The 21662-nt window shown below is 60.5% G+C and carries 21 protein-coding genes; 14 read left to right on the top strand and 7 right to left on the bottom strand.

Features of this window, described 5'->3' with window-relative positions; translation table 11 throughout:
* Positions 1 to 9 precede the first annotated feature (9 nt).
* The gene (locus NAV32_RS03760; RefSeq protein ID WP_256051447.1) at positions 10 to 3135 is read left to right on the top strand and encodes a transglycosylase domain-containing protein; all 3126 of its coding nucleotides are present in this window, start codon (positions 10 to 12) and stop codon (positions 3133 to 3135) included.
* 36 nt (positions 3136 to 3171) lie between these two features.
* On the opposite strand, the gene mapR is transcribed toward NAV32_RS03760, so the two are convergent.
* Together mapR and ccoG are read right to left on the bottom strand one after the other, a co-directional pair.
* Positions 3172 to 4581 (bottom strand): GntR family transcriptional regulator MpaR, encoded by a 1410-nt coding sequence (gene mapR / locus NAV32_RS03755; protein WP_256051446.1) that lies wholly within the window; start codon positions 4579 to 4581, stop codon positions 3172 to 3174.
* A gap of 67 nt (positions 4582 to 4648) precedes the next feature.
* Entirely contained in the window at positions 4649 to 6064 is a 1416-nt protein-coding gene (gene ccoG / locus NAV32_RS03750; RefSeq protein WP_256051445.1) for a cytochrome c oxidase accessory protein CcoG, read from the bottom strand.
* A gap of 336 nt (positions 6065 to 6400) precedes the next feature.
* Between ccoG and NAV32_RS03745 the strand changes: the two genes are divergently transcribed.
* The 4 genes from NAV32_RS03745 (at position 6401) to wrbA (ending at position 8970) form a co-directional block, all read left to right on the top strand.
* The gene (locus NAV32_RS03745) at positions 6401 to 6766 is read left to right on the top strand and encodes a CidA/LrgA family protein (protein WP_256051444.1); all 366 of its coding nucleotides are present in this window, start codon (positions 6401 to 6403) and stop codon (positions 6764 to 6766) included.
* Entirely contained in the window at positions 6763 to 7473 is a 711-nt protein-coding gene (locus tag NAV32_RS03740) for an LrgB family protein (RefSeq protein WP_256051443.1), read from the top strand. The genes NAV32_RS03745 and NAV32_RS03740 overlap by 4 nt, the downstream gene beginning before the upstream one ends.
* A gap of 154 nt (positions 7474 to 7627) precedes the next feature.
* Positions 7628 to 8326: a pirin family protein gene (locus NAV32_RS03735; protein WP_256051442.1), complete on the top strand. Its 699-nt coding sequence runs from the start codon at positions 7628 to 7630 to the stop codon at positions 8324 to 8326.
* Between the two features lie 44 nt (positions 8327 to 8370).
* A complete protein-coding gene (wrbA, locus tag NAV32_RS03730; RefSeq protein WP_256051441.1) occupies positions 8371 to 8970 on the top strand; it encodes an NAD(P)H:quinone oxidoreductase in 600 nt (199 codons plus the stop codon).
* 48 nt (positions 8971 to 9018) lie between these two features.
* On the opposite strand, the gene NAV32_RS03725 is transcribed toward wrbA, so the two are convergent.
* The 5 genes from NAV32_RS03725 to NAV32_RS03705 all read right to left on the bottom strand — a co-directional run bounded on the left by NAV32_RS03725 (position 9019) and on the right by NAV32_RS03705 (position 12549).
* Positions 9019 to 9435: a SufE family protein gene (locus NAV32_RS03725; RefSeq protein ID WP_256051440.1), complete on the bottom strand. Its 417-nt coding sequence runs from the start codon at positions 9433 to 9435 to the stop codon at positions 9019 to 9021.
* Positions 9432 to 10637 (bottom strand): aminotransferase class V-fold PLP-dependent enzyme, encoded by a 1206-nt coding sequence (locus NAV32_RS03720; RefSeq protein WP_256051439.1) that lies wholly within the window; start codon positions 10635 to 10637, stop codon positions 9432 to 9434. Before NAV32_RS03720 ends, NAV32_RS03725 begins: the two co-directional genes overlap by 4 nt.
* A gap of 89 nt (positions 10638 to 10726) precedes the next feature.
* Complete coding sequence (gene dapD / locus NAV32_RS03715) at positions 10727 to 11761, bottom strand: 2,3,4,5-tetrahydropyridine-2,6-dicarboxylate N-succinyltransferase (RefSeq protein ID WP_256051438.1); 1035 nt, start codon at positions 11759 to 11761, stop codon at positions 10727 to 10729.
* 38 nt (positions 11762 to 11799) lie between these two features.
* Positions 11800 to 12171, bottom strand: coding sequence for an ArsC family reductase (locus NAV32_RS03710; protein WP_256051437.1), 372 nt, complete (start codon positions 12169 to 12171; stop codon positions 11800 to 11802).
* A gap of 33 nt (positions 12172 to 12204) precedes the next feature.
* The gene (locus NAV32_RS03705; protein WP_256051436.1) at positions 12205 to 12549 is read right to left on the bottom strand and encodes a thioredoxin family protein; all 345 of its coding nucleotides are present in this window, start codon (positions 12547 to 12549) and stop codon (positions 12205 to 12207) included.
* Positions 12550 to 12863: 314 nt separating this feature from the next.
* Between NAV32_RS03705 and NAV32_RS03700 the strand changes: the two genes are divergently transcribed.
* The 9 genes from NAV32_RS03700 (at position 12864) to sthA (ending at position 21574) form a co-directional block, all read left to right on the top strand.
* Positions 12864 to 14201, top strand: coding sequence for a Na(+)-translocating NADH-quinone reductase subunit A (locus NAV32_RS03700; RefSeq protein ID WP_256051435.1), 1338 nt, complete (start codon positions 12864 to 12866; stop codon positions 14199 to 14201).
* Positions 14202 to 14204: 3 nt separating this feature from the next.
* Positions 14205 to 15416 carry an NADH:ubiquinone reductase (Na(+)-transporting) subunit B gene (locus NAV32_RS03695; protein ID WP_256051434.1) on the top strand — a complete coding sequence of 404 codons (1212 nt, stop codon included), beginning with the start codon at positions 14205 to 14207 and terminating at the stop codon, positions 15414 to 15416.
* Complete coding sequence (locus NAV32_RS03690; protein WP_256051433.1) at positions 15409 to 16203, top strand: Na(+)-translocating NADH-quinone reductase subunit C; 795 nt, start codon at positions 15409 to 15411, stop codon at positions 16201 to 16203. The genes NAV32_RS03695 and NAV32_RS03690 overlap by 8 nt, the downstream gene beginning before the upstream one ends.
* The gene (locus NAV32_RS03685) at positions 16200 to 16874 is read left to right on the top strand and encodes an NADH:ubiquinone reductase (Na(+)-transporting) subunit D (RefSeq protein WP_256051432.1); all 675 of its coding nucleotides are present in this window, start codon (positions 16200 to 16202) and stop codon (positions 16872 to 16874) included. Before NAV32_RS03690 ends, NAV32_RS03685 begins: the two co-directional genes overlap by 4 nt.
* On the top strand, positions 16874 to 17482 hold the full coding sequence (gene nqrE / locus NAV32_RS03680) for an NADH:ubiquinone reductase (Na(+)-transporting) subunit E (RefSeq protein ID WP_122165194.1): 609 nt from the start codon (positions 16874 to 16876) through the stop codon (positions 17480 to 17482). The genes NAV32_RS03685 and nqrE overlap by 1 nt, the downstream gene beginning before the upstream one ends.
* 15 nt (positions 17483 to 17497) lie before the next feature.
* Positions 17498 to 18721, top strand: a complete 1224-nt coding sequence (nqrF, locus tag NAV32_RS03675; protein WP_256051431.1) for an NADH:ubiquinone reductase (Na(+)-transporting) subunit F — start codon at positions 17498 to 17500, stop codon at positions 18719 to 18721.
* A gap of 55 nt (positions 18722 to 18776) precedes the next feature.
* Positions 18777 to 19775 carry an FAD:protein FMN transferase gene (locus NAV32_RS03670; protein ID WP_256051430.1) on the top strand — a complete coding sequence of 333 codons (999 nt, stop codon included), beginning with the start codon at positions 18777 to 18779 and terminating at the stop codon, positions 19773 to 19775.
* Complete coding sequence (gene nqrM / locus NAV32_RS03665; protein ID WP_256051429.1) at positions 19772 to 19996, top strand: (Na+)-NQR maturation NqrM; 225 nt, start codon at positions 19772 to 19774, stop codon at positions 19994 to 19996. The genes NAV32_RS03670 and nqrM overlap by 4 nt, the downstream gene beginning before the upstream one ends.
* Positions 19997 to 20179: 183 nt before the next feature.
* Positions 20180 to 21574 (top strand): Si-specific NAD(P)(+) transhydrogenase, encoded by a 1395-nt coding sequence (gene sthA / locus NAV32_RS03660; RefSeq protein ID WP_256051428.1) that lies wholly within the window; start codon positions 20180 to 20182, stop codon positions 21572 to 21574.
* Positions 21575 to 21662 lie beyond the last annotated feature (88 nt).

Here is a 21662-nt window from a genome sequence, read left to right as displayed (position 1 = left end):
CCGAAAACAATGGGCGCAGTATGGCGGTCCGATAGATCCCGTGCGGGTAATGGCAAGCGTGCGCCAGTACCAGGCAAGGCGGGAAAGAAAACCAGCAGCGGTCGCCGACTGGCGCGCCGTATGGGCTGGTTGCTGGTTGTTTCCCTACTGGCTGGTGGCGGCTATGCAGCCTGGCATGAAATGCACAGTTCCAAGCTGCAGGCACTATGGCTGAGCCGTTACGCCGACAATCTCGATTACCAGCTCAAGCCCGGCGCCAGTCCCAGCATTCTTTTCCCCGATGCCGGCCCTTTTGATCGCCGTCTGGGCTATGCGCAACTGCCGGGATTTTTGGAACGGCTTACGGCCAGCGGCTTTGCCATCGAACAACAGGTGCGATTTTCGCCGGCATTGCAGCGATACGTCAGCCGGGGCTTCTTCGTGCCCTATCCGGAGAAGTTCCAGGCCGGACTGAGCATTGACGACTGCCGTGGGGAGCCGCTGTACGCCAACCGTTACCCGCATCAGTACTACGAAACCTTCGACGATGTGCCGCCTGTGGTGGCCATGAGCTTGTTGTTTATCGAGGATCGCGGGTTACTTGATGCCGGACGCCCGCGTGCCAATCCGGCCGTGGACTGGCCGCGCTTCACCCGGGCGGCCATCACCCAGGTGGAACGGCAGCTTGGTCTGCCGGTGCAAGCGGCTGGCGGCAGTACGCTGGCGACTCAGGTGGAGAAATACCGGCACTCGCCTGAAGGCCGTACGGGCAGTGCTGAAGAAAAGCTCCGGCAGATGGTTTCCGCCAGTGTGCGGGCTTATAGCCGGGGCCAGCTGACGATGGATGCACGTCAGCACATCGTGCGCGATTACCTCAACAGCGTGCCATTGTCTGCCGCCTTCGGTCACGGCGAAGTGCATGGTATCGCCGATGGGCTGCGGCTCTGGTTCGGCGCCGACTTCGCCGAGATCAACCGGCTACTCGATTCACGCCGCAATGCCGGGACATCTCTCGACGCCCAGGGCCTGGCGCTGCGCCAGGTGCTCTCCCTGCTGATCGCCCAGCGCCGTCCGTCCTACTATCTCCTCTCGGGGCGCGACGCGCTGGCCGAACTCACCGACAGCCATCTTCGTGTGCTGGCCAGCGGTGGTGTGATCGATACCCGGCTGCGTGATGCGGCTCTGCAACAGCAGGTCGTGTTCCGTGATCTGCGACGTGAACCGGGTATCCGCGAGGTGGCCGCGAACAAGGGCATCAGCGCCGCACGAATGCGCCTGAGCAATCTGCTGGGCGTATCGCTGTATGAGCTCGATCGCCTCGATCTGACGGCAACCACGCCGTTGCATGGTGAGCTGCAAAGTCAGGTCAGCACCTATCTTGAGCGCCTGGCCGAGCCCGAATTCGCCGGTGAGGCCGGGCTGTTCGGGGAGCGGATGCTGTCGCCGGAGCGCACCGCCTATGTCCGCTACAGTTTCACCCTGTTCGAGCGTGGCGGGCAGGGTTTTCGCGTACGGGTGCAAACCGATAACACCAACCAGCCCTTTGATATCAACGAGGGCAGCAAGCTGGAGCTGGGTTCTACGGCCAAGCTGCGCGTGCTGACTACCTACCTGGAAGTCATCGCCGAGCTGTATGAGCGTCATGCCCAGCTGAGCCGCGACGAGTTGCTCAAGGTACGAGCCCATGACCCGCTGACGCGCTGGGCTCTGGGTTATCTGAGCCGGACGCGCGAACCCAGTCTGCCGTCGATGCTCGAGGCGGCGCTTGAGCGACGCTATTCGGCCAGCCCCGGCGAGCGCTTCTTTACCGGTGCCGGCATGCACAACTTCAGCAACTTCCGGCGCGAGGACGACAGCCGTCTGCCCACCATGCGCGAAGCCCTGCAGGAGTCGATCAACCTGCCGTTCGTACGCCTGATGCGCGATCTGGTGGGCTACAGCACTTACCAGACGGCCAACGGCGTCGAGTTGTTGAAGAGTGATGACAACCCGCAGCGCAGTGAATATCTGCAGCGTTTCGCCGATCGCGAGGGCTCCGTGTTCCTGCTGCGGTTCTGGAAAAAATACCGGGGCAAGAGTGCCGATGAGCGCATCGAAGTATTCCTCGATGGCATGCGGCCTACCGCATCTCGCCTGGCTGCCGTCCATCGCTATCTAATGCCGGATGCCGACCGGGCTACCTTCGACCGTTTCCTCACGGCGCGCCTGCCGGATGCCGCGCTGGGCGATACGGCGCTCGCACTGCTGTATGACCGCTATGGCCCCGGCGCTTACAGCCTGCCGGATCAGGGCTATATCGCCCGCGTCCATCCGCTGGATCTGTGGCTGCTCGGTTATCTGATCAGGTATCCCGAGGCTGGCATCAGCGAGGCCATCGCGGCCAGTGCCAGCGAGCGGCAGGAGGTTTATGGCTGGTTGTTCCGCAGCCGTCACAAGAGTGCCCGCGACAGCCGCATCCGGATCATGCTTGAAGTGGAAGCCTTCACCGACATCCATCGTCGCTGGCAGCGCCTGGGCTATCCCTTCGAGCATCTGGTACCTTCGCTGGCCACGGCGCTGGGCAGCTCCGGTGATCGCCCGGCTGCACTGGCGGAGCTGATGGGCATCATCGTCAACGACGGGGTGCGGCTGCCGAGTGTACGGATCGACAGCCTGCATTTCGCCGGCGATACCCCCTACGAGACGCGCCTGGGTATCAGCTCGGAAGCTGGCGAGCGGGTGCTGCCGAGCGAAGTGGCGGCGGCCTTGCGTGCGGCGCTGCACAGTGTGGTCGAGGAGGGCACTGGCCGTCGCCTGCGTGGCAGTTTCCTGCAGGCCGATGGCGAGCCTCTGCGCGTGGGCGGCAAGACCGGTACGGGCGACAACCGCATTCAGACCGTCGCCAGTGATGGCCGCCTGATCAGCTCTTTGGCGCTGAATCGCACCGCCACCTTCGTGTTCTTTCTCGGGCCGAACCACTTCGGCACCCTGACGGCCTATGTGCCAGGGCGTCGCGCGGACAGCTTTCGCTTCACCTCGGCCCTGCCGGTGCAAGTGCTCAAGGGCATGGTACCCATCCTGCAGCCTTACCTGCAGAGCGCAACCCGGGTATGTCAGCCGCCGGCGGAGCCCGTTGCCCCCACCCTGACCGCCGGCACTGTGCTGACCAAACCTTGAATGCAGGGCCGAATGCGTTCGGCCCTGTGGTTTCGTTCAGAACGCCTTGAGCATCCGCCCGAGCAGCTCCATGGCCTTTTCGCTGCGCGCGTCCCAGGGATGGCCGTGGTTCAGTCGTGCGCAATTGCGAAAGCGCTGCGTCGCAGAGAAGATCGGACCGGGAGCCAGGCTGATGCCCTGGGCAAGGGCCAGCTGCAGCAGTTGCAGCGAGTCCACCTGCTCAGGGAACTCGAACCAGAGAAAGTAGCCACCGCTGGGTCGTGTGACCCGCGTACTGGCCGGAAAGTGGCGCGCTGCAGAGGCCAGCATGGCGCCCTGCTGCATCTCCAGGGCATGGCGTAGCTTGCGCAAATGGCGGTCGTAGCCGCCATGTTGCAGATAGTCGGCAATGGCCGCCTGCGCCGGGATCGAAGGGGAAATGGTGGTCATCAGCTTGAGTCGACTGATTTGCTCGGCATAGCGCCCACCCGCGACCCAGCCGACCCGATAGCCCGGCGCCAGGCTCTTGGAAAAGGACCCGCAGTGCATCACCAGCCCGTCGCGATCCTGGCTCTTGACGGGTTTTGGCGGTTCGCGGGTGAAATACAGCTCGGCATAGACATCATCCTCGATCAGCGGCACCTGATGGAGGTGCAGCAGATCGTAGAGTTGTCGCTTTTTCTCTTCGCCCATGCTGGCGCCCAGCGGGTTCTGCAGGCTGCTCATGAACCAGCAGGCCTTGATTGGCAAGCTTGAGAGGCTACCGGCGAGCACCTCCAGATCAATGCCTTCCCGTGGATGGACCGGGATCTCCACCGCTTTGAGCTTGAGGCGCTCCAGCACCTGTAGCGTCGCATAGAAGGCCGGCGCCTCGATGGCGACGAGGTCGCCCGGCTCGGTGACTACCTGCAGACAGAGGTTCAGCGCCTCCATGGCGCCAGTGGTAATCACCAGCTCTTCCATCGGCAGCTTCACGCCACCGACCATGTAGCGCAGGGCAATCTGTCGCAGCAGGTCCGGATTGCCGGTGGTCATCTCGCTGATCACTTCACGCGTCGGCATGTCGCGCACGCTTTGCGCCATCGAACGGGCAAGGCGCTGCAGTGGAAACAGGTCGGCGCTGGGAAAGGCTGAACCGAAGGGCACGGTATCGGGGTTACGTAACGAGCCGAGTACCGAGAACACCAGTTCGCTGACGCCAACTTCGGTGGTTTCGGCAGGGCGCAGACTGATATCCGGCTCATGCAACGGACGCTTGGCATGCTCGCGGACAAAATACCCCGAGCGTGCCCGTGCCTGGATCAGTCCGCGGTCTTCCAGCAGGTAATACGCCTGGAAGACGGTGGACGGACTGACGCCGTAGGTGCGGCTGGCGTGGCGGACCGAGGGTACCTTTTCCCCCGGCACCAGCACGCCGGTGCGAATCAGTTCGGCAATTTCATCAGCAAATTTCTCGTAGCGTTTCATCGTGTCCGGACTCGATGCGGCATTGCCGGAGGACGATACTTCAGCAGGCTGGATTGGCCCATGCTTATCAGCGGTTGGTCGGCGCGATAAACGTACTGCCGGCGCGCACCATGCTGACCGGATCGTCCAGATCGCGCACCTCGAACTGCAGGGCGTGACTCAGCCCCCGGGACTTTTCGCTATCGATCAGCGCTACGCTCAGCGGCAGGTTGATGATTTCTCCCGGCGCCAGGCTGACTTCACGTCGGCCATGCAGCATGAACGGGCCTTCGCCAAGCGACACGCCATACTCACGATGCTGCTGGGTCTTGTTGATGATCTTGAGGCTGTACATGTTCTCGATCTGGCCCTGACTGTTCTCGCGGTACAGGGTGCGGTCCTTGGTGACATCCAGCGAGAGCAGGGGCCGTTCGTCCAATGCCCAGCCGAAGGCGCCGAACATCAGCAGCAGCGCCGCCGCGTAACCGATCAGGCGTGGGCGCAGCAGGCGGGTTCTGCCGCCTTGCAGGGCGCGTTCGGAGGTATAGCGCAGCAGACCCCGCGGATAGTTCATCTTGTCCATGACGTCATTGCAGGCATCGATGCAGGCGCCGCAGCTAATGCAGTCGAGCTGCAGGCCGTCACGGATGTCGATGCCGGTGGGGCAGACCTGCACGCACAACGTGCAATCGATGCAGTCACCCAGACCTTGCGCCTGCCGATCGCTGTCCTTGCGGCGTGCGCCGCGCTGTTCGCCCCGGGCTGTGTCGTAGGAAACCACCAGCGTATCGGCATCGAACATCACGCTCTGAAAGCGCGAATAGGGGCACATGTGCAGGCAGACCTGTTCACGTAGCCAGCCGGCGTTGAGGTAGGTGGCGGCGGTGAAGAAAAACAGCCAGAAGCCGGCCGTCAGACCCAACTCCAGCGTGAGCATGTCCTGCACCAGCTCCCGGACGGGTGTGAAGTAGCCGACAAAGGTCAGGGCAGTGGCCAGGCTTACCGCGAGCCAGAGCACGTGCTTGGCTGCGCGGCGTGCAGTCTTTTCGACCGACCAGGATGCGGCGTCCAGCTTGATCCGCTGGCTACGATCACCTTCGGTAACCTTTTCGGCCCACATGAAAATCCAGGTCCAGGTGCTTTGTGGACAGGCATAGCCACACCAGACGCGACCTGCCAGTACGGTGATGAAGAACAGGCCGAAGGCAGCGATGATCAGCAGCGCCGAGAGCAACATGAAATCCTGTGGCCAGAATGTCGCGCCGAAAATATGGAACTGCTGTTTTCCAATGTCCCAGAGCACCGCTTGCCGTCCGTTCCAGTCCAGCCAGACCGTACCGAAATAGAGCAGAAACAAAAGACCTGTGCCAAACAGTCGCAGATTGCGAAACAGCCCGTTGAAGCTGCGGGTATGAATCGGCCCGCCAGCCTGGGCAGGTGTCAGCCGTATGGGCTTGGCCGGATCAACACTGTCGATGATCCTGGCAGTAATTCGTTCGCTCATTGCGTCACCCCATCAGACTTTCAGACGGGGTGAATGATCAATGGAGTGATGCTTGTGTAACAGGCTCAGCTGTTTATGAAAAATGCGGATCAGATGGATTCTGAAAGCGCTTTCAGAAACCTGTGTTATCTATCCTGATCTGCGTCAACGGCTTGTGTGGAAGTTGCAACTGATCCGTATTTTTAGACTGCATCTGCACCTGTTTAACCAGGGCGCGTCGGGCGATAGTCCGGCGTTTCGCTATGCGAAGATGTCGCGCTGTGCGATTCGCAGCCGCCTTTTCGGCAAAGGTTGCCGACTCTTCTCCGTTCTGCCTGACGTCCAAGGAACATCGACATGATTCTCAAAGGCCTGACCTGGCTGATCCTGCTGCAGTTGCTTGGCAGTGTCATAAACCTTCTGCTGTTACCGGCGCTGCCCGGTCCCATCATCGGCATGGTGCTGCTGTTTGTTGCCCTGCTGGTGCGTCGGAGCATTCCCGAGTCGCTGGAGAAGACCACTGCGTTGCTGTTGCAATACCTGCCGCTGCTACTGATTGTTCCTGCGGCGGGCATCATCACCAGCAGTGACGCGCTGCTGGCCGATTTGCCGGCCATTGCTGTTGGCCTGGTGCTGTCGCTGGTCATCACCGTGCCGTTCTGCGGCTGGCTGATGCAGGCGCTGATCCGTCGCATGGAGCGTAAGCAGGAGGATCAGGCATGAGCACCTTCGACCTGGCTACGGTCTGGCGGCTGACGCTGGAGCATCCGCTGTTCTCGGCGGGCCTGACGCTGGTTGCCTTCCAGCTGGCGCTGGCGCTGTACCGGCGCAGTGGCTGGTTGGTGCTGCAACCGGTGATGATCGGGATGCTGCTGGTGGTGTCGGTGCTGTATCTGAGCGGCCTGGACTACCAGACCTATCGCGAGGGCGCTTCGATGATCGCCATCCTGGTCGGCCCTGCCACTGTGGCACTGGCGATTCCCTTGTACCGCCATCTGCGTCGTATCCGGCAACTGTTCTGGCCGATCGTGATCACCCTGTGCGTCGGCGGCGTGCTCTGCGTGGGGCTGACGTTGCTAATTTCCGGTTTCATGGGTGCCGATATGGCGGTGCTGATGAGCCTGGCGCCCAAGGCGGCAACCATGCCGATAGCCATGCTGGCAGCCGAGCAGATTGGCGGTGTTGCCTCGCTGGCGGCGGTTTTCGTGATGCTCACCGGTGTCATTGGAACGGCGCTGGGGCCACTGATGCTGGGCTGGGCGGGCGTCAATCATCCAGCTGCGCGCGGCCTGAGCTACGGCATCAACGCCCATGCCATCGGTACGGCGCGCGCACTGGAGGAGGGCGACGAGTGCGGTGCGTTCGCGGCGCTGGGCATGAGCCTGCTGGGCATTCTGATTGCCTTGTTCCTGCCGCTGACGCTTGGGTGATGCCGGGCGTCGCCTTCAATACATCGGGTTAATCGATATATTGCTGCAATAAAATGCATCCATAGTGCCTCTCGTTCGATAGAAGATGGTTTCCATCACAGGTCAGGCCCCTTTTGAAAAAAGGGCCTGCATCACGCGAACGAGGCTGCAATCGATGATCGACTTACGTCCCCGTGCCGAGCTGGGCCATTCAAATCACGGCTGGCTCGATACCCGTTACCATTTTTCCTTCGCCGACTACCACGATCCGCTGCGCATGCACTGGGGCCGGTTGCGCGTGTGGAATGACGACTGCATCGCACCCCATTCGGGTTTTCCTGCCCACCCGCATCGCGACATGGAAATCATCACCTATGTGCGCAAGGGTGCCATCAGCCATGAGGACAGTCTCGGCAACCGTGGCCGTACTGTGGCAGGCGACGTGCAAGTGATGAGCGCCGGCACCGGCATTGCCCACAGTGAGTTCAATCAGGAAGACGAAACCTGCGAACTCTTCCAGATATGGATCTACCCTGATCGAAGCGGGTTGCCGCCGAGTTGGGGTACCCGGCCCTTCCCGCGTGGCGAGCGCTCCGGCGCCTTTGTCACCCTGGCCAGTGGCATCGAAGGTGACGCCGATGTCTTGCCGATCCGTGCAGATGCGCGTTTGGTGGCTGCGACACTTTCCGCGGGTCAGGTTGCCGAATATGCGATTGCTGCTGGCAGAAAGGTCTATCTGGTAGCTGCCAGTGGGCGGATTGAAGTCGGCGATGTCATTGCTGCCAGAGGTGACGGCGTGGCGGTGCGTGATGAGGCACTGCTGAGCGTCAAAGCGCTGGAAGACAGCGAAGTGGTGCTGGTGGATGCGCGATGAGCGGACCGACAATTGAACCTGAACTGATCAAAGAGGAAGAAAAAATGGCGAAGATTCTCGTGCTCTACCATTCCATGTATGGCCATATCGAAACCATGGCCAACGCCATTGCCGAAGGCGCGCGCAGTGTCCAGGGTGCCGAAGTGACCATCAAGCGGGTGCCGGAAACCATGCCCGACGAGGCCTTCAAGAATGCCGGCGGCAAGACCGATCAGGCCGCGCCGGTTGCCAGGCCGAGTGAACTGCCTGAATACGACGCCATTATCTTCGGTACGCCTACGCGCTTCGGCAACATGTCCGGGCAGATGCGCAACTTCCTTGACCAGACCGGCGGGCTCTGGGCCAAAGGGTCGCTGCACGGTAAGGTTGCCAGCGTGTTCACCTCGACCGGTACCGGTGGCGGCCAGGAGATGACCATTACCTCAACCTGGACCACTTTGGCTCACCACGGGATGATCATCGTGCCGACCGGCTACGGTATTGGGGAGTTCTTCGATATTTCCGAAACCAACGGAGGCACGCCCTATGGCGCCTCGACCATCGCCGGTGGCGATGGTACGCGTCAGCCCTCTGCCAAGGAGCTGACCATCGCGCGCTATCAGGGCGAACTGGTAGCCAAGACTGCGCTCAAGCTCATGGGGTGATCTACACCTTCGGCTAATCCAGGCGGCGGTCTCTGGCTATCCGGTGTGTTAATCGATTTGTCGGCTGATGCGGCGTATGCGTTCCAGCACCGCGTTCATGCCGTTGCTGCGTGAAGGCGACAGGTGTCTGGACAGGCCGAGTTGCTCGAACCAGTGTGCGACTTCGAGCTGCTGCAACTGGTTACTGTCGATCCCGTTGACGCGCGCGAGCAGAACGGCAAGCAGCCCGCGCAGCAGGCGTGCTTCGCTGGTGGCGCGGAAATGCCAATGGTTATTCTGCCTGTCACCGATCAGCCATACCCGGCTTTCGCAGCCGCTTACCAGAGTGGTTTCGTTGCGCTCGCTTATATCGACCGGCTCCAGCCGGTCGCCCCATTGCATCAGCAGGCGTGCGCGTTGCTCCCAGCTGTCGGCCTGCTGGAATTCCTCCAGGGCGTCGTGCGCGGCAGCCGGCAGGTTGTTCACAGCAGCAGCTCCAGAGCACGATCCAGTGCGGTAAAGAAGCGCTGCAAGTCGTCACCGTCGTTGTACAGGCCGAGCGATACGCGAATGGCCCCCTCGATACCCAGGGTCTTCATCAGCGGCTGTGCACAGTGGCTTCCGCTACGCACGGCGATGCCCTGTTCGGTCAGCAGATGCGCCAGATCGCCATGATGAATGCCGTTGACGGTAAAGCTGGCCAGCGCCGTCTGGGGTTGGCCCAGAAGCTGTACGCCGGGACGGGCAACCAAGCCGGTCAGCAGCTGTTCGTGAAGTTTATGCTCATGAGCGGCTACGCTTGTGGCGTCCAGCCTCGACAGGTAATCCAGGGTCGCGCCAAGGCCGATCACGGCGCCGATGGGTGGGGTCCCGGCCTCGAAACCCAGTGGCGCGGCGTGGAATTCGGCGCTCTGGAAGTCCGCTACCCGGACCATTTCGCCGCCGTACTGCCAGTGGTCGAGCTTGAGCAGGGATTCGCCGCGGCCATACAGTGCGCCGACCCCCTCGGGTCCATAAAGCTTGTGGCTGGAGAATACATAGAAGTCACAGGCCAGTGCCTGCATGTCATGGCGACCGTGCACCACGCCCTGGGCGCCGTCGACGATAGTCAGTGCGCCCTGGGTCTTGGCCAGCGGCAACAGCTGCGCCAGGGGTTGCCAGGCGCCCAGGACGTTGGACAGCTGGCTGACGGCGAGCAGGCGTGTGCGCGGGCCGATCAATTCTGTAGCGCTGTGCAGATCGATCAGGCCATCCGCGTCCAGTGGCAATACCACCAGTCTGGCGCCACGCCGCCTGGCCAGCTGTTGCCAGGGCAGCAGGTTGGCGTGGTGTTCGAGTGCGCTGACGACTATTTCATCATCCGGCTGCAGCAGGTGTTCCAGTCCGTAGGCCAGCAGGTTCAGCGCCTCGGTCGCGCCGTGCGTAAAGACGATTTCGGTGGGGCTGCGGGCGTTCAGCCAGTGCGCCACCTTGACCCGCGCCTTCTCGAAGGCCCGCGTCGTCCGCTCGGCGGCCTGGTGCTGGGCGCGATGCACGTTGGCGGTGCCGCTGGTGTAGTAGCCGGTCAGCGCGTCAATCAGTGCTTGGGGTTTCTGCGAGGTGGCAGCGCTATCAAGATAAGTTTGTCCCTGGGCTTCGAGAATGGCCAGGGCGGGGAAGTCGGAACGCCAGGGGGAAATCAGAGCCATAAGCTGCAAGCTTCCAGCTGCAAGTGAACTGCAGGCCGTCCTTTCCAGGCCGCCTGCAGCATGGCGCTCGCAGCTTGGCTACTCCTCTGTCAGTTGTGCGCGTGCAGCGCTTCGTTCAACTCGATGGCGGATTTGTGGGTTTTGCATTCCACGGCGCCGCTCAGGGAGTTGCGACGGAACAGCAGGTCGTTCTGGCCGGCCAGTTCGCGTGCCTTGATCACCTTGACCAGCTCGCCCTGTTCATCGAGCAGGTTCACCTTGGTGCCGGCGGTGATGTACAGGCCCGACTCCACAGTATTGCGGTCACCGAGGGGAATACCGATCCCGGCATTGGCGCCGATCAGGCAGCCTTCGCCCACGGAGATGACGATGTTGCCGCCACCGGACAGGGTGCCCATGGTGGAACAGCCGCCACCGAGGTCCGAGCCCTTGCCGACGAAGACGCCTGCCGAAACGCGTCCTTCGATCATGCCGGGACCTTCGGTGCCGGCATTGAAATTGACGAAACCTTCATGCATGACCGTGGTGCCTTCACCGATGTAGGCGCCCAGACGGATGCGTGCGCTATCGGCGATGCGAACCCCGGTTGGAACCACGTAATCGGTCATCTTGGGGAATTTGTCGACGGAGGTCACTTCCAGCAGGTAGCCCTTGAGGCGTGCTTCGAGCTGGCGCTCGGCCAGTTCACCTAGGTCCACGGCTCCCTGGTTGGTCCAGGCGACATTGGGCAGCAGGGCAAAGATGCCAGACAGATTCAGCTGATGCGGTCTGGCCAGGCGGTGAGACAGCAGCTGAAGCTTAAGGTAGGCCTCGGGTGTGGTTGTCGGCGCGGCATCGCTTTCCAGCAGCGTGACCACCAGCGGGCGCTGGCTCTCGGCAAGGCGAGTCAGCAGCGCATGCTGGGCGGCATCCTGCGGCTTGATTGCATCGGCCAGTTCGGCAGCCTGAGAGATGCTGATGGCAATGGCCTGGTTGCCGCCCTCGTAACCCAGTACAGGCGCGATGGCCGCGATCAGTTCCGGGGCGGGTTGCAGCAGCGGCTGCGCATAGAAAACTTCGAGCCAACTGCCCTGGCGGTTTTGAGTGCCGACGCCGAAGGCGAGGCTGAAAAGCGTGTTGTTCATGAGAAATCCTTTTTTGTCGGGTCGCTTGCGTCGCGCGCTCAGTTGTTTCCGGCCAGCGCGGCAGCGTAGAGATCGGGCTTGAAGCCAACCAGCGTTCTGTCGCCGATATCGAGCACCGGACGCTTGATCATCGAAGGCTGCGCGAGCATCAGTTCAATGGCCTTGGCCTGGTCGAGGCCGTTCTTCTGCTCATCGTCAAGCTTGCGAAACGTGGTGCCGGCACGATTGAGAAGGGTTTGCCAGCCGTGCTCCTCGCACCACGCCTGCAGATGCGCGAGATCGATGCCGGCGCTCTTGTAATCATGGAAGTGGTAATCCAGACCCTGCTGGTCGAGCCAGGTGCGGGCCTTCTTCATCGTGTCGCACGCCTTGATGCCGTACAGGCGTAGGCCTTGGTTTTCGTGAGGCATAAATGGATTTCGGTTGGTCATACAGGGGGCTGATTATGCCATGTCATCGCTGTCGCTGCTGGATGCAAGACGGAGTGCTTCGCGGATGGCCTGCGCATTTGTCGGGCGAACCAGCCGTGCCAGCTCTTCGCCCTGGTGCAGCAAAATCAGTGTCGGCCAGAGTTTGACCCGGAACGAGCGACCCAGTGGGCGGCCTGGACCATCCTCAATCTTCAGGTGGCGGATCTCCTGTTCGTTCATCGCAGCGGCAAGGTGGGGTTGCACTGCCTGGCAATGACCGCACCAGGCTGTTCCGAATTCCACTAGCGTGAAACCCGCCAGTGCATCCACTTCGGTGCGTGTGGGGGTATCGATGGCGTAGGTCGCGTTGAAGGGCATGGCAGGACCCTCTCAGGGTATTTGTGGCGGAGTGGGGAAGGGTTGCGCTGAGGGTGCTGCAAGCTGTAACTGGCCGGGTTTGCTGTGTAGCGCCGACCCTCAGTTGCCTATTTGGCAGGATGCGCTTGTCGCCAGTCAAAAATTGAAAGTACTTGGGTGGCCAGTTAAGGCTGGCGACCCTTATAATCGGGCGGATTTCTACATTCCGCGACATAGCGTCGCGCCAGTGATCCTATTGGCGCGTGTTCAGCAATTGGACTTTTCGCTAGTCGTCGGGGTTCCCAAGTTCTGAAAATCAGTGGTTAGGCGGGCCGATGATCAATATAAAACGTGGGCTTGATTTGCCCATTACAGGTGCGCCGGCGCAGCGTATCGAGGCCGCAAGGCCCGTGCGAAGCGTCGCCGTAATAGGGTTTGATTACCCAGGCATGAAACCGACCATGGAGGTTCAGGTCGGTGATCGCGTGAAGCTGGGGCAGATCCTCTTTTCCGACAAGAAATCTCCGGGGGTTCATTTCACGGCACCGGGTGCGGGTGTGGTCAGCGCCATCCACCGCGGTGAAAAGCGTGTGTTGCAGTCGGTGGTCATCGACCTTGACGGCGCGGATGAGTTGACGTTCAGCCAGTATGCCGATGCGGAGCTGGAGACACTGAGCGACGCCCAGGTGCGTGAAAACCTGCAGCAGTCCGGTCTCTGGACAGCCCTGCGCACCCGCCCGTACAGCAAGGTGCCGGCGGTAGACGCAACACCCAACTCGATTTTCGTTACCGCTATCGATACCCATCCACTGGCAGCCGATCCGGCTGTGATCATCGGTGAGCAGGCGAGTGATTTCGAGGCGGGACTCAAGGTGCTCGGCAATCTGGCCAGGGTATTCCTGTGCAAGGCGCCGGAAAGCACGCTGCCTGGAGAGAGCCTGGCCAAGGTACAGGCTGAAGCCTTCGCCGGTCCGCACCCTGCAGGCCTGACTGGTACCCACATCCATTTCCTCGATCCGGTGAGTGCCAGCAAGAGTGTCTGGAGCATCGGTTATCAGGACGTGATCGCCATCGGCAAGCTGTTCACGACCGGGCGTATCTCGGTTGAACGCGTCGTATCGCTGGCCGGTCCGGTGGTTGAGAGTCCGCGTCTGTTGCGCACTCGACTGGGAGCCAACCTGGACGAGCTGAGTGCCGGTGAGCTGCAGCCTGGCGCCAATCGCGTGATCTCCGGCTCGGTGCTGGGAGGCCGTACCGCGCATGGTGCTTTTGCCTATCTCGGTCGTTACCACGTTCAGGTGTCCTGCCTGCGCGAGGGCAAGGAGCGCGAAATGCTCCATTACATGCGCCCGGGCGTCGAGAAGCATTCGATCCTCAATATCTATATCTCCAAGCTGATGGCGGGCAAGAAGTTCGCGTTTTCCACCTCTACCAATGGCAGCCCGCGCGCCATGGTTCCGGTGGGCAACTACGAAGAGATCATGCCGCTGGACGTTTTGCCGACCCAGTTGCTGCGTGCGCTGATTGTTGGCGACACCGAAGTGGCGCAGAAGCTCGGTTGCCTGGAGCTCGATGAGGAAGATCTGGCACTGTGCAGCTATGTCTGTGCCGGCAAATATGAATACGGCCCGATCCTGCGGGACAATTTGACTCGCATCGAGAAGGAGGGGTAAGGCATGGGCATTCGCGCATTCCTCGACAAGATCGAGCATCATTTTGAAAAGGGCGGCAAGTACGAGAAGTGGTATGCACTGTACGAAGCCGCAGACACGTTCCTCTATCGTCCCGGTAGCGTCACCAAGACCACCGCTCACGTGCGCGACGGCATCGACCTCAAGCGCATGATGATCACCGTCTGGCTGTGTACCTTTCCGGCGATGTTCTTCGGTATGTGGAACACCGGCTACCAGGCCAACCTGATCTTCGCGCAGAGCCCCGAGCTACTGGCGGCGCAGGATGGCTGGCGCTTCGGTCTGATCGGCATGCTGGCCGGATTCGATCCGAACAGCCTCTGGGACAACTTCATCCAGGGTGCAGCCTACTTCCTGCCGATCTACGCGGTGGCCTTCATTGCCGGCGGTTTCTGGGAAGTATTGTTCGCTTCGATCCGCAAGCATGAGGTCAACGAGGGCTTCTTCGTCACCTCCGTGCTGTTTGCACTGATCCTGCCGCCCACCATCCCGCTGTGGCAGGTTGCGTTGGGTATCAGCTTCGGTGTGGTAATCGGCAAGGAAATCTTCGGTGGTACCGGCAAGAACTTCCTCAACCCGGCGCTCACCGCGCGTGCCTTCCTGTTCTTCGCCTATCCGGCGCAGATGTCCGGCGATGCAGTGTGGACAGCCGTGGATGGTTTCTCCGGTGCGACCGCGCTGAGCCTTGGTTTCGTGGGCGGCATCGAAAACGTGATCGGCAACGGCATCACCTGGATGGACGCTTTCATCGGCACCGTGCACGGCTCCATTGGTGAAACCAGCACGCTGGCAATCTTCATCGGCGGCGCAATCCTGATCGGTAGCAAGATCGCATCCTGGCGCATCGTTTCCGGTGTGATGCTCGGCATGATCGGTCTGAGCTTCCTGTTCAACCTGATCGGCTCCGACACCAATCCTCTGTTTGCCATGCCCTGGTACTGGCATCTGGTGGTGGGCGGATTTGCCTTCGGTCTGATCTTCATGGCGACCGACCCGGTGTCCGCCTCCATGACCAATACCGGCAAGTGGGTGTTCGGCATCCTGATCGGTGTAATGGTTGTGCTGATTCGTGTGGTCAACCCGGCCTTTCCGGAAGGCATGATGCTGGCGATCCTGTTCGCCAACCTGTGTGCGCCGCTGATCGATCACTTCGTCATTCAGGCCAATATCAAGCGGAGGCTGGCACGTAATGTCTAGTCAGAAAGAATCCACCGTTCGCACGCTGACGGTAGCCCTGTTGGTCTGCCTGGTGTGCTCAATCTTCGTAGCCGGCGCCGCCGTGGCGCTGCGTCCTGTGCAGGATGAGAATCGCCTGCTGGACAAGCAGCGCAACATCCTGGCCATCGCCGGGCTGGGCCAGCCGGGCATGTCCGGCAATCAGGTCAAGGCGCTGTTCGATGAGCGTATTGTGGCCCGCCTGGTCGATCTGGAAACCGGCAAGTTCAGCGACAAGTTCGATGCCAAGACCTTCGATCCGCTGGCAGCGGCGAAGGACCCGGCCTTGTCTCAGGCGTTGCCTGGCGAGCAGGACATTGCCTCGATCAAGCGCCGTGAGCGTTACAGCACCGTTTATATCGTTGAAGGTCAGAGCGAGGGTGAAATCGACAGGCTGATCCTGCCGGTTCGCGGCTACGGTTTGTGGTCCACGCTTCATGGCTTCATGGCGGTGCAGGGTGATCTGGATACCGTTGCCGGCTTCGGCTTCTACCAGCACGCAGAGACTCCCGGTCTCGGTGGTGAAGTCGACAATCCGAAGTGGCGCGGTCTGTGGCCAGGCAAGGAGCTGTTCGATGACAGCAACAAGCTGGCGATACAGATCGTCAAGGGTAACGTCGACCCGCAAAGCCCGAGGGCTCAACATCAGGTCGACGGTCTGGCTGGTGCAACCCTCACGACCAACGGTGTAAGCAACCTGCTGCAATTCTGGTTGGGTGAAAACGGCTTCGGCACCTTTATCGCCAATCTGCGCACAGGGGAGGCATGAGCATGTCGCAACCCACTATCAAGCAAGTTCTGTTCGATCCGATCTTCAACAACAACCCCATCGGCCTGCAAATTCTCGGAATCTGCTCGGCCCTGGCGGTTACCTCCAACCTGAACACGGCATTGGTGATGTCGGTGGCGCTGACGCTGGTCTGCGCCTTCTCCAACCTGTTCATTTCGATGATCCGCAGCCAGATACCCAGTTCGATCCGCATGATCGTGCAGATGGTGATCATCGCCTCGCTGGTGATTCTCGTTGACCAGGTGCTCAAGGCGTTCGCCTACTCGCTGTCCAAGCAGCTGTCGGTATTCGTCGGGCTGATCATTACCAACTGTATCGTCATGGGTCGCGCCGAAGCCTTCGCCATGCAGAACCCGCCCGTTCTGTCGTTCTTTGACGGGATCGGCAACGGGCTGGGTTACAGCGCCATGCTGGTTGCGCTTGGCTTCATTCGCGAGCTGTTCGGTGCCGGCAAGCTGATGGGCTATACCATCTTCCCGGCAGTCAATGATGGTGGCTGGTACCTGCCTAACGGCATGATGCTGCTGCCGCCTTCGGCGTTCTTCCTCATCGGTCTGTTCATCTGGGGCATTCGCGCCTGGAAGAAGGATCAGGTTGAGAAGCCGTCCTTCAAGATGGCGCCTCAGGTCTCGAACAAGGAGGCTTATTAATGGAGCATTACATCAGCCTGTTCGTCCGCGCCGTGTTCATCGAGAACATGGCCCTGGCGTTCTTTCTCGGCATGTGTACCTTCATCGCAATCTCGAAGAAGGTGGAGACGGCGATCGGCCTGGGTATCGCGGTTATCGTGGTGCAGACCATTACCGTCCCCGCCAACAATCTGATCTACACCTATCTGCTCAAAGCCGGTGCGCTGTCCTGGGCTGGTCTGCCTGAAGTGGATCTGAGCTTCCTCGGGTTGCTCAGCTACATCGGCGTGATTGCGGCCATCGTGCAGATTCTCGAGATGACGCTCGATAAGTATGTACCGAGCCTCTATAACGCTCTGGGTGTGTTCCTGCCGCTGATCACTGTTAACTGCGCCATCATGGGCGGCACGTTGTTCATGGTGGAGCGTGATTACAACCTGGCGGAAAGTACTGTCTATGGCGTCGGTTCGGGCTTGTCCTGGGCGCTGGCCATTGCGTTGCTGGCGGGTATTCGCGAGAAGCTGAAGTACAGCGATGTACCAGACGGACTGCAGGGGCTGGGCATCACCTTCATCACCATCGGCCTGATGTCGCTGGGCTTCATGTCATTCTCCGGCGTACAGCTATAAGGACGGGATGAACAGATGAGTTACGAAATCTTTCTTGCCATCGGCATGTTCACCGCCATCGTGCTTGCACTGGTCGTGATCATCCTGGCAGCACGCGCCAAGCTGGTATCCAGTGGTGATGTCAGCATCGAGATCAACGGCGAACGCACCATCACCGTACCCGCTGGCGGTAAGCTGCTGCAGACACTTGCTTCCAGCAATATCTTCCTTTCATCCGCCTGCGGTGGCGGCGGCACCTGCGCGCAGTGCAAGTGCATCGTCGAATCGGGCGGCGGCGAGATGCTGCCTACCGAAGAGGCATCGTTCACCCGCCGCGAGGCGGCTGAAGGCTGGCGCCTGTCCTGCCAGACACCGGTCAAGGCGGACATGAAGATCGAGGTTCCGGAAGAAGTTTTCGGCGTGAAGAAGTGGGAGTGCACCGTGCTCTCCAACCCCAACGTCGCGACCTTCATCAAGGAGCTCACGCTTAAGTTGCCGGAAGGCGAGAACGTCGACTTCCGCGCGGGCGGCTATGTGCAGCTGGAATGCCCACCCCACGAGGTGCGCTACAAGGACTTCGACATCCAGGAGGAGTACCGCGGTGACTGGGACAAGTTCGACCAGTGGAAGTACGTGTCGAAGGTCGACGAGACCGTGATTCGTGCCTACTCCATGGCTAACTACCCGGAAGAGCGCGGTCTGGTGAAGTTCAACATCCGTATCGCCTCGCCGCCGCCGGGTCGCGACGATCTGCCCCCAGGTCAGATGTCATCCTACGTGTTCAGCCTCAAGCCGGGCGACAAGATCGCCGTTTACGGACCCTTCGGCGAGTTCTTCGCCAAGGATACCGACAACGAGATGGTCTTCATCGGCGGTGGTGCCGGCATGGCACCGATGCGCTCGCACATCTTCGACCAGCTCAAGCGCCTGAAGTCCACACGCAAGATGAGCTTCTGGTACGGCGCGCGCTCCATGCGCGAGGCGTTCTACGTCGAGGAGTACGATCAACTGCAGGCCGAGAATCCGAACTTCAAGTGGCACCTTGCACTGTCCGATCCGCTGCCTGAAGACAATTGGGACGGCCCGACCGGGTTCATCCATAACGTGCTGTACGAGAACTATCTGAAGGACCATCCGGCCCCGGAAGATTGCGAGTTCTACATGTGCGGCCCGCCGATGATGAACGCCTCGGTGATCAAGCTGCTTACCGACCTGGGCGTCGAGCCGGAGAACATCCTGCTCGACGACTTCGGCGGCTAGCATGGCCCAGGCGTTACTTCAGCCCGTCATCGTTGTCGCCTTGCTGAAGCCTGTCATGGCTGTCGCTCTGGCGGCAGCCCTGACGGGCTGTCTGTTTCAGGATCGGGTGGAGGAGTTTGGCGGTCCGACCATGGGCAGCACCTATTCGGTGAAGTACGTGGCCAGCAGTGGCGTGGCTGCAAAAGAGCAGCTGCGAGGCGAAACCGAATCGATTCTTGCACAGCTCGATCAGCAGCTGTCGACCTACCGCGCCGATTCGGATATCGCAACCTTCAATGCTTTGCCTGCCGGGCAATGCATGGATATGCCACTGTCCGCACGAGAGCTTGTTCTTGCCGGGCAGCAATTGTCGTCGGAAAGCGATGGCGCACTGGACCTGACCATCCAGCCACTGCTCAATCTCTGGGGCTTTGGCCCGCAAGGGCGCCAGGAACAGGTACCCAGCCAGGAGGACATCGCCAGGGTTCGGCAGGATGTCGGTCATCAGCATTTACGAGTCGAGAACGAGCAGCTGTGCAAGGATGCAGCCGTTCAGCTCGATTTCAACAGCATTGCTGCCGGTTATGCGGTGGATCTGGTCGCGCAGCGACTTGAGGCATTGGGTGTCGAAAGCTATCTGGTGGAGATCACCGGTGAACTCAAGGCACGGGGTCGCAAGCCGGGTGACGCGCCCTGGCGCATAGCCATCGAGGCACCGCAGACCAATGAGCGCATAGCGCAGCAGGTGCTAGAGCTGGATGGTTACGGTGTTTCCACTTCAGGCGACTATCGCAACTATTTCGAGCGCGACGGCAAGCGCTACTCGCATACACTGGACCCGCAAACAGGCGCACCCATTGAACATCCTCTGGCAGCCGTGACGGTGGTCGATCCATCGACATTGCGCGCAGATGGGTTGTCTACCGTTTTGATGGTGCTGGGCCCGGAGCGTGGCTTGGCGTTTGCCGCCGAGCACAGGATCGCAGCGCTCTTTGTGGTTCATAAAGAGCGGGAATTCGTCAGTACAAGCACTGCAGCCTTCGATGAGCTGTTCGGTGCGGGAGTAGAGCAATGATCTGGTTGACTGTTTTTCTTGTCATGTTGCTGGTTGTTTTCGGCATGTCCATCGGTGTCATCATGGGTCGCAAGCCCATTGCCGGTTCCTGCGGCGGTATCGCCAACCTCGGCATCGAGAAGGAGTGCTCGATTTGCGGCGGCAGTCGCGAGAAGTGTGAAGAGGTCAATGCCGAAACGGATGAGCGGAGCGATCTCGCATACGATGCGAGCAAAGGCTGAGGCTGTCGCGTGATTGGGGCCAGCCGGCCATAGACCGGTATACGCCTTTTAGCCCGTGACGGCTCTGAGTTGCCGTTGGCGCCAGGAAGCAGGCGATGAGGCGCCAGTCTGTGGCCCCGTCATTTCATCAAGCGAATCTCGTTTAAAGCGGCAGGGCTGCCTGCTGCGTGTCCAGGGGGGAATATGGCTGTCTACAATTACGATGTGGTGGTTCTGGGTTCAGGTCCCGCCGGTGAAGGCGCCGCAATGAATGCGGTCAAGGCCGGGCGCAAGGTGGCCGTGGTGGATTGCCGACCGAAAGTAGGCGGAAATTCGACACACCTGGGAACCATCCCGTCCAAGGCGCTGCGCCACTCGGTACGGCAGATCATGCAGTACAACAACAACCCGCTGTTCCGCCAGATTGGCGAACCGCGCTGGTTCTCCTTCCCGGATGTGCTGAAAAGCGCCGAAGATGTCATCGAAAAGCAGGTCACCTCACGTACCGGTTATTACGCACGCAACCGCATCGATATCTTTTTTGGTGTTGCCAGTTTTTCCGATGAACAATCGGTCGAAGTGGTCAGCGCCAACGGCATGGTCGAGCGGTTGGTTGCATCACAGTTCATCATCGCCACGGGCTCGCGCCCCTATCGTCCGGCCGATATCGATTTCTCGCACTCCAGAGTGTATGACAGCGACACCATCCTGACCCTGAGCCACACGCCACGTCGCCTGATCATTTACGGCGCAGGGGTGATCGGTTGCGAATACGCATCCATCTTCAGTGGCTTGGGTGTATTGGTCGACCTGATTGATAACCGCGACCAGTTGCTCAGCTTCCTGGATGACGAGATTTCCGACGCCCTCAGCTATCACTTGCGCAACAACAATGTGCTGGTGCGCCACAACGAGGAATACGAGCGCGTAGAGGGGCTGGAAAACGGCGTGATCCTGCACCTGAAGTCGGGCAAGAAGATCAAGGCCGACGCGTTCCTCTGGTGCAACGGGCGTACGGGCAACACCGACAGGTTGGGCCTGGAGAATATTGGCCTGAAGGTCAACAGCCGTGGTCAGATTCATGTTGATGAGTATTACCGCACCGATATCGGCAACATCTACGCTGCCGGTGACGTGATCGGCTGGCCCTCGCTGGCCAGTGCTGCCTACGACCAGGGTCGCTCTGCTGCCGGCAGTATCGTCAACAATGACAGCTGGCGTTTCGTCGATGATGTGCCGACCGGCATCTACACGATTCCCGAGATCAGTTCCATCGGCAAGACCGAGCGCGAACTGACCCAGGCCAAGGTGCCCTACGAAGTGGGCAAGGCGTTCTTCAAGGGTATGGCGCGCGCTCAGATCTCATCTGAAAAGACCGGCATGCTGAAGATACTGTTCCATCGCGAGACGATGCAGGTACTGGGTGTTCACTGCTTCGGCTATCAGGCTTCGGAAATCGTGCACATCGGTCAGGCGATCATGAACCAGCCGGGCGAAGCCAACACCATCAAGTACTTCATCAACACTACCTTCAATTATCCGACCATGGCCGAGGCCTATCGCGTCGCTGCATTCGACGGGCTCAACCGGCTTTTTTGAGCGGCTCCGACCGGTGGCCTGAGACGGTCGGAGAAGATACCCGGAACTGGCGCTGGCCAAATCGGGAGGGATTTTGATCAGGTAAAAC

Source organism: Stutzerimonas stutzeri (assembly GCF_024448695.1).
In the GTDB taxonomy this organism is placed as follows: Bacteria; Pseudomonadota; Gammaproteobacteria; order Pseudomonadales; family Pseudomonadaceae; genus Stutzerimonas; species Stutzerimonas stutzeri_T.
The sequence above is the reverse complement of the archived record's forward strand: the minus strand, read 5'-3'. Positions and strand labels throughout refer to the sequence as shown.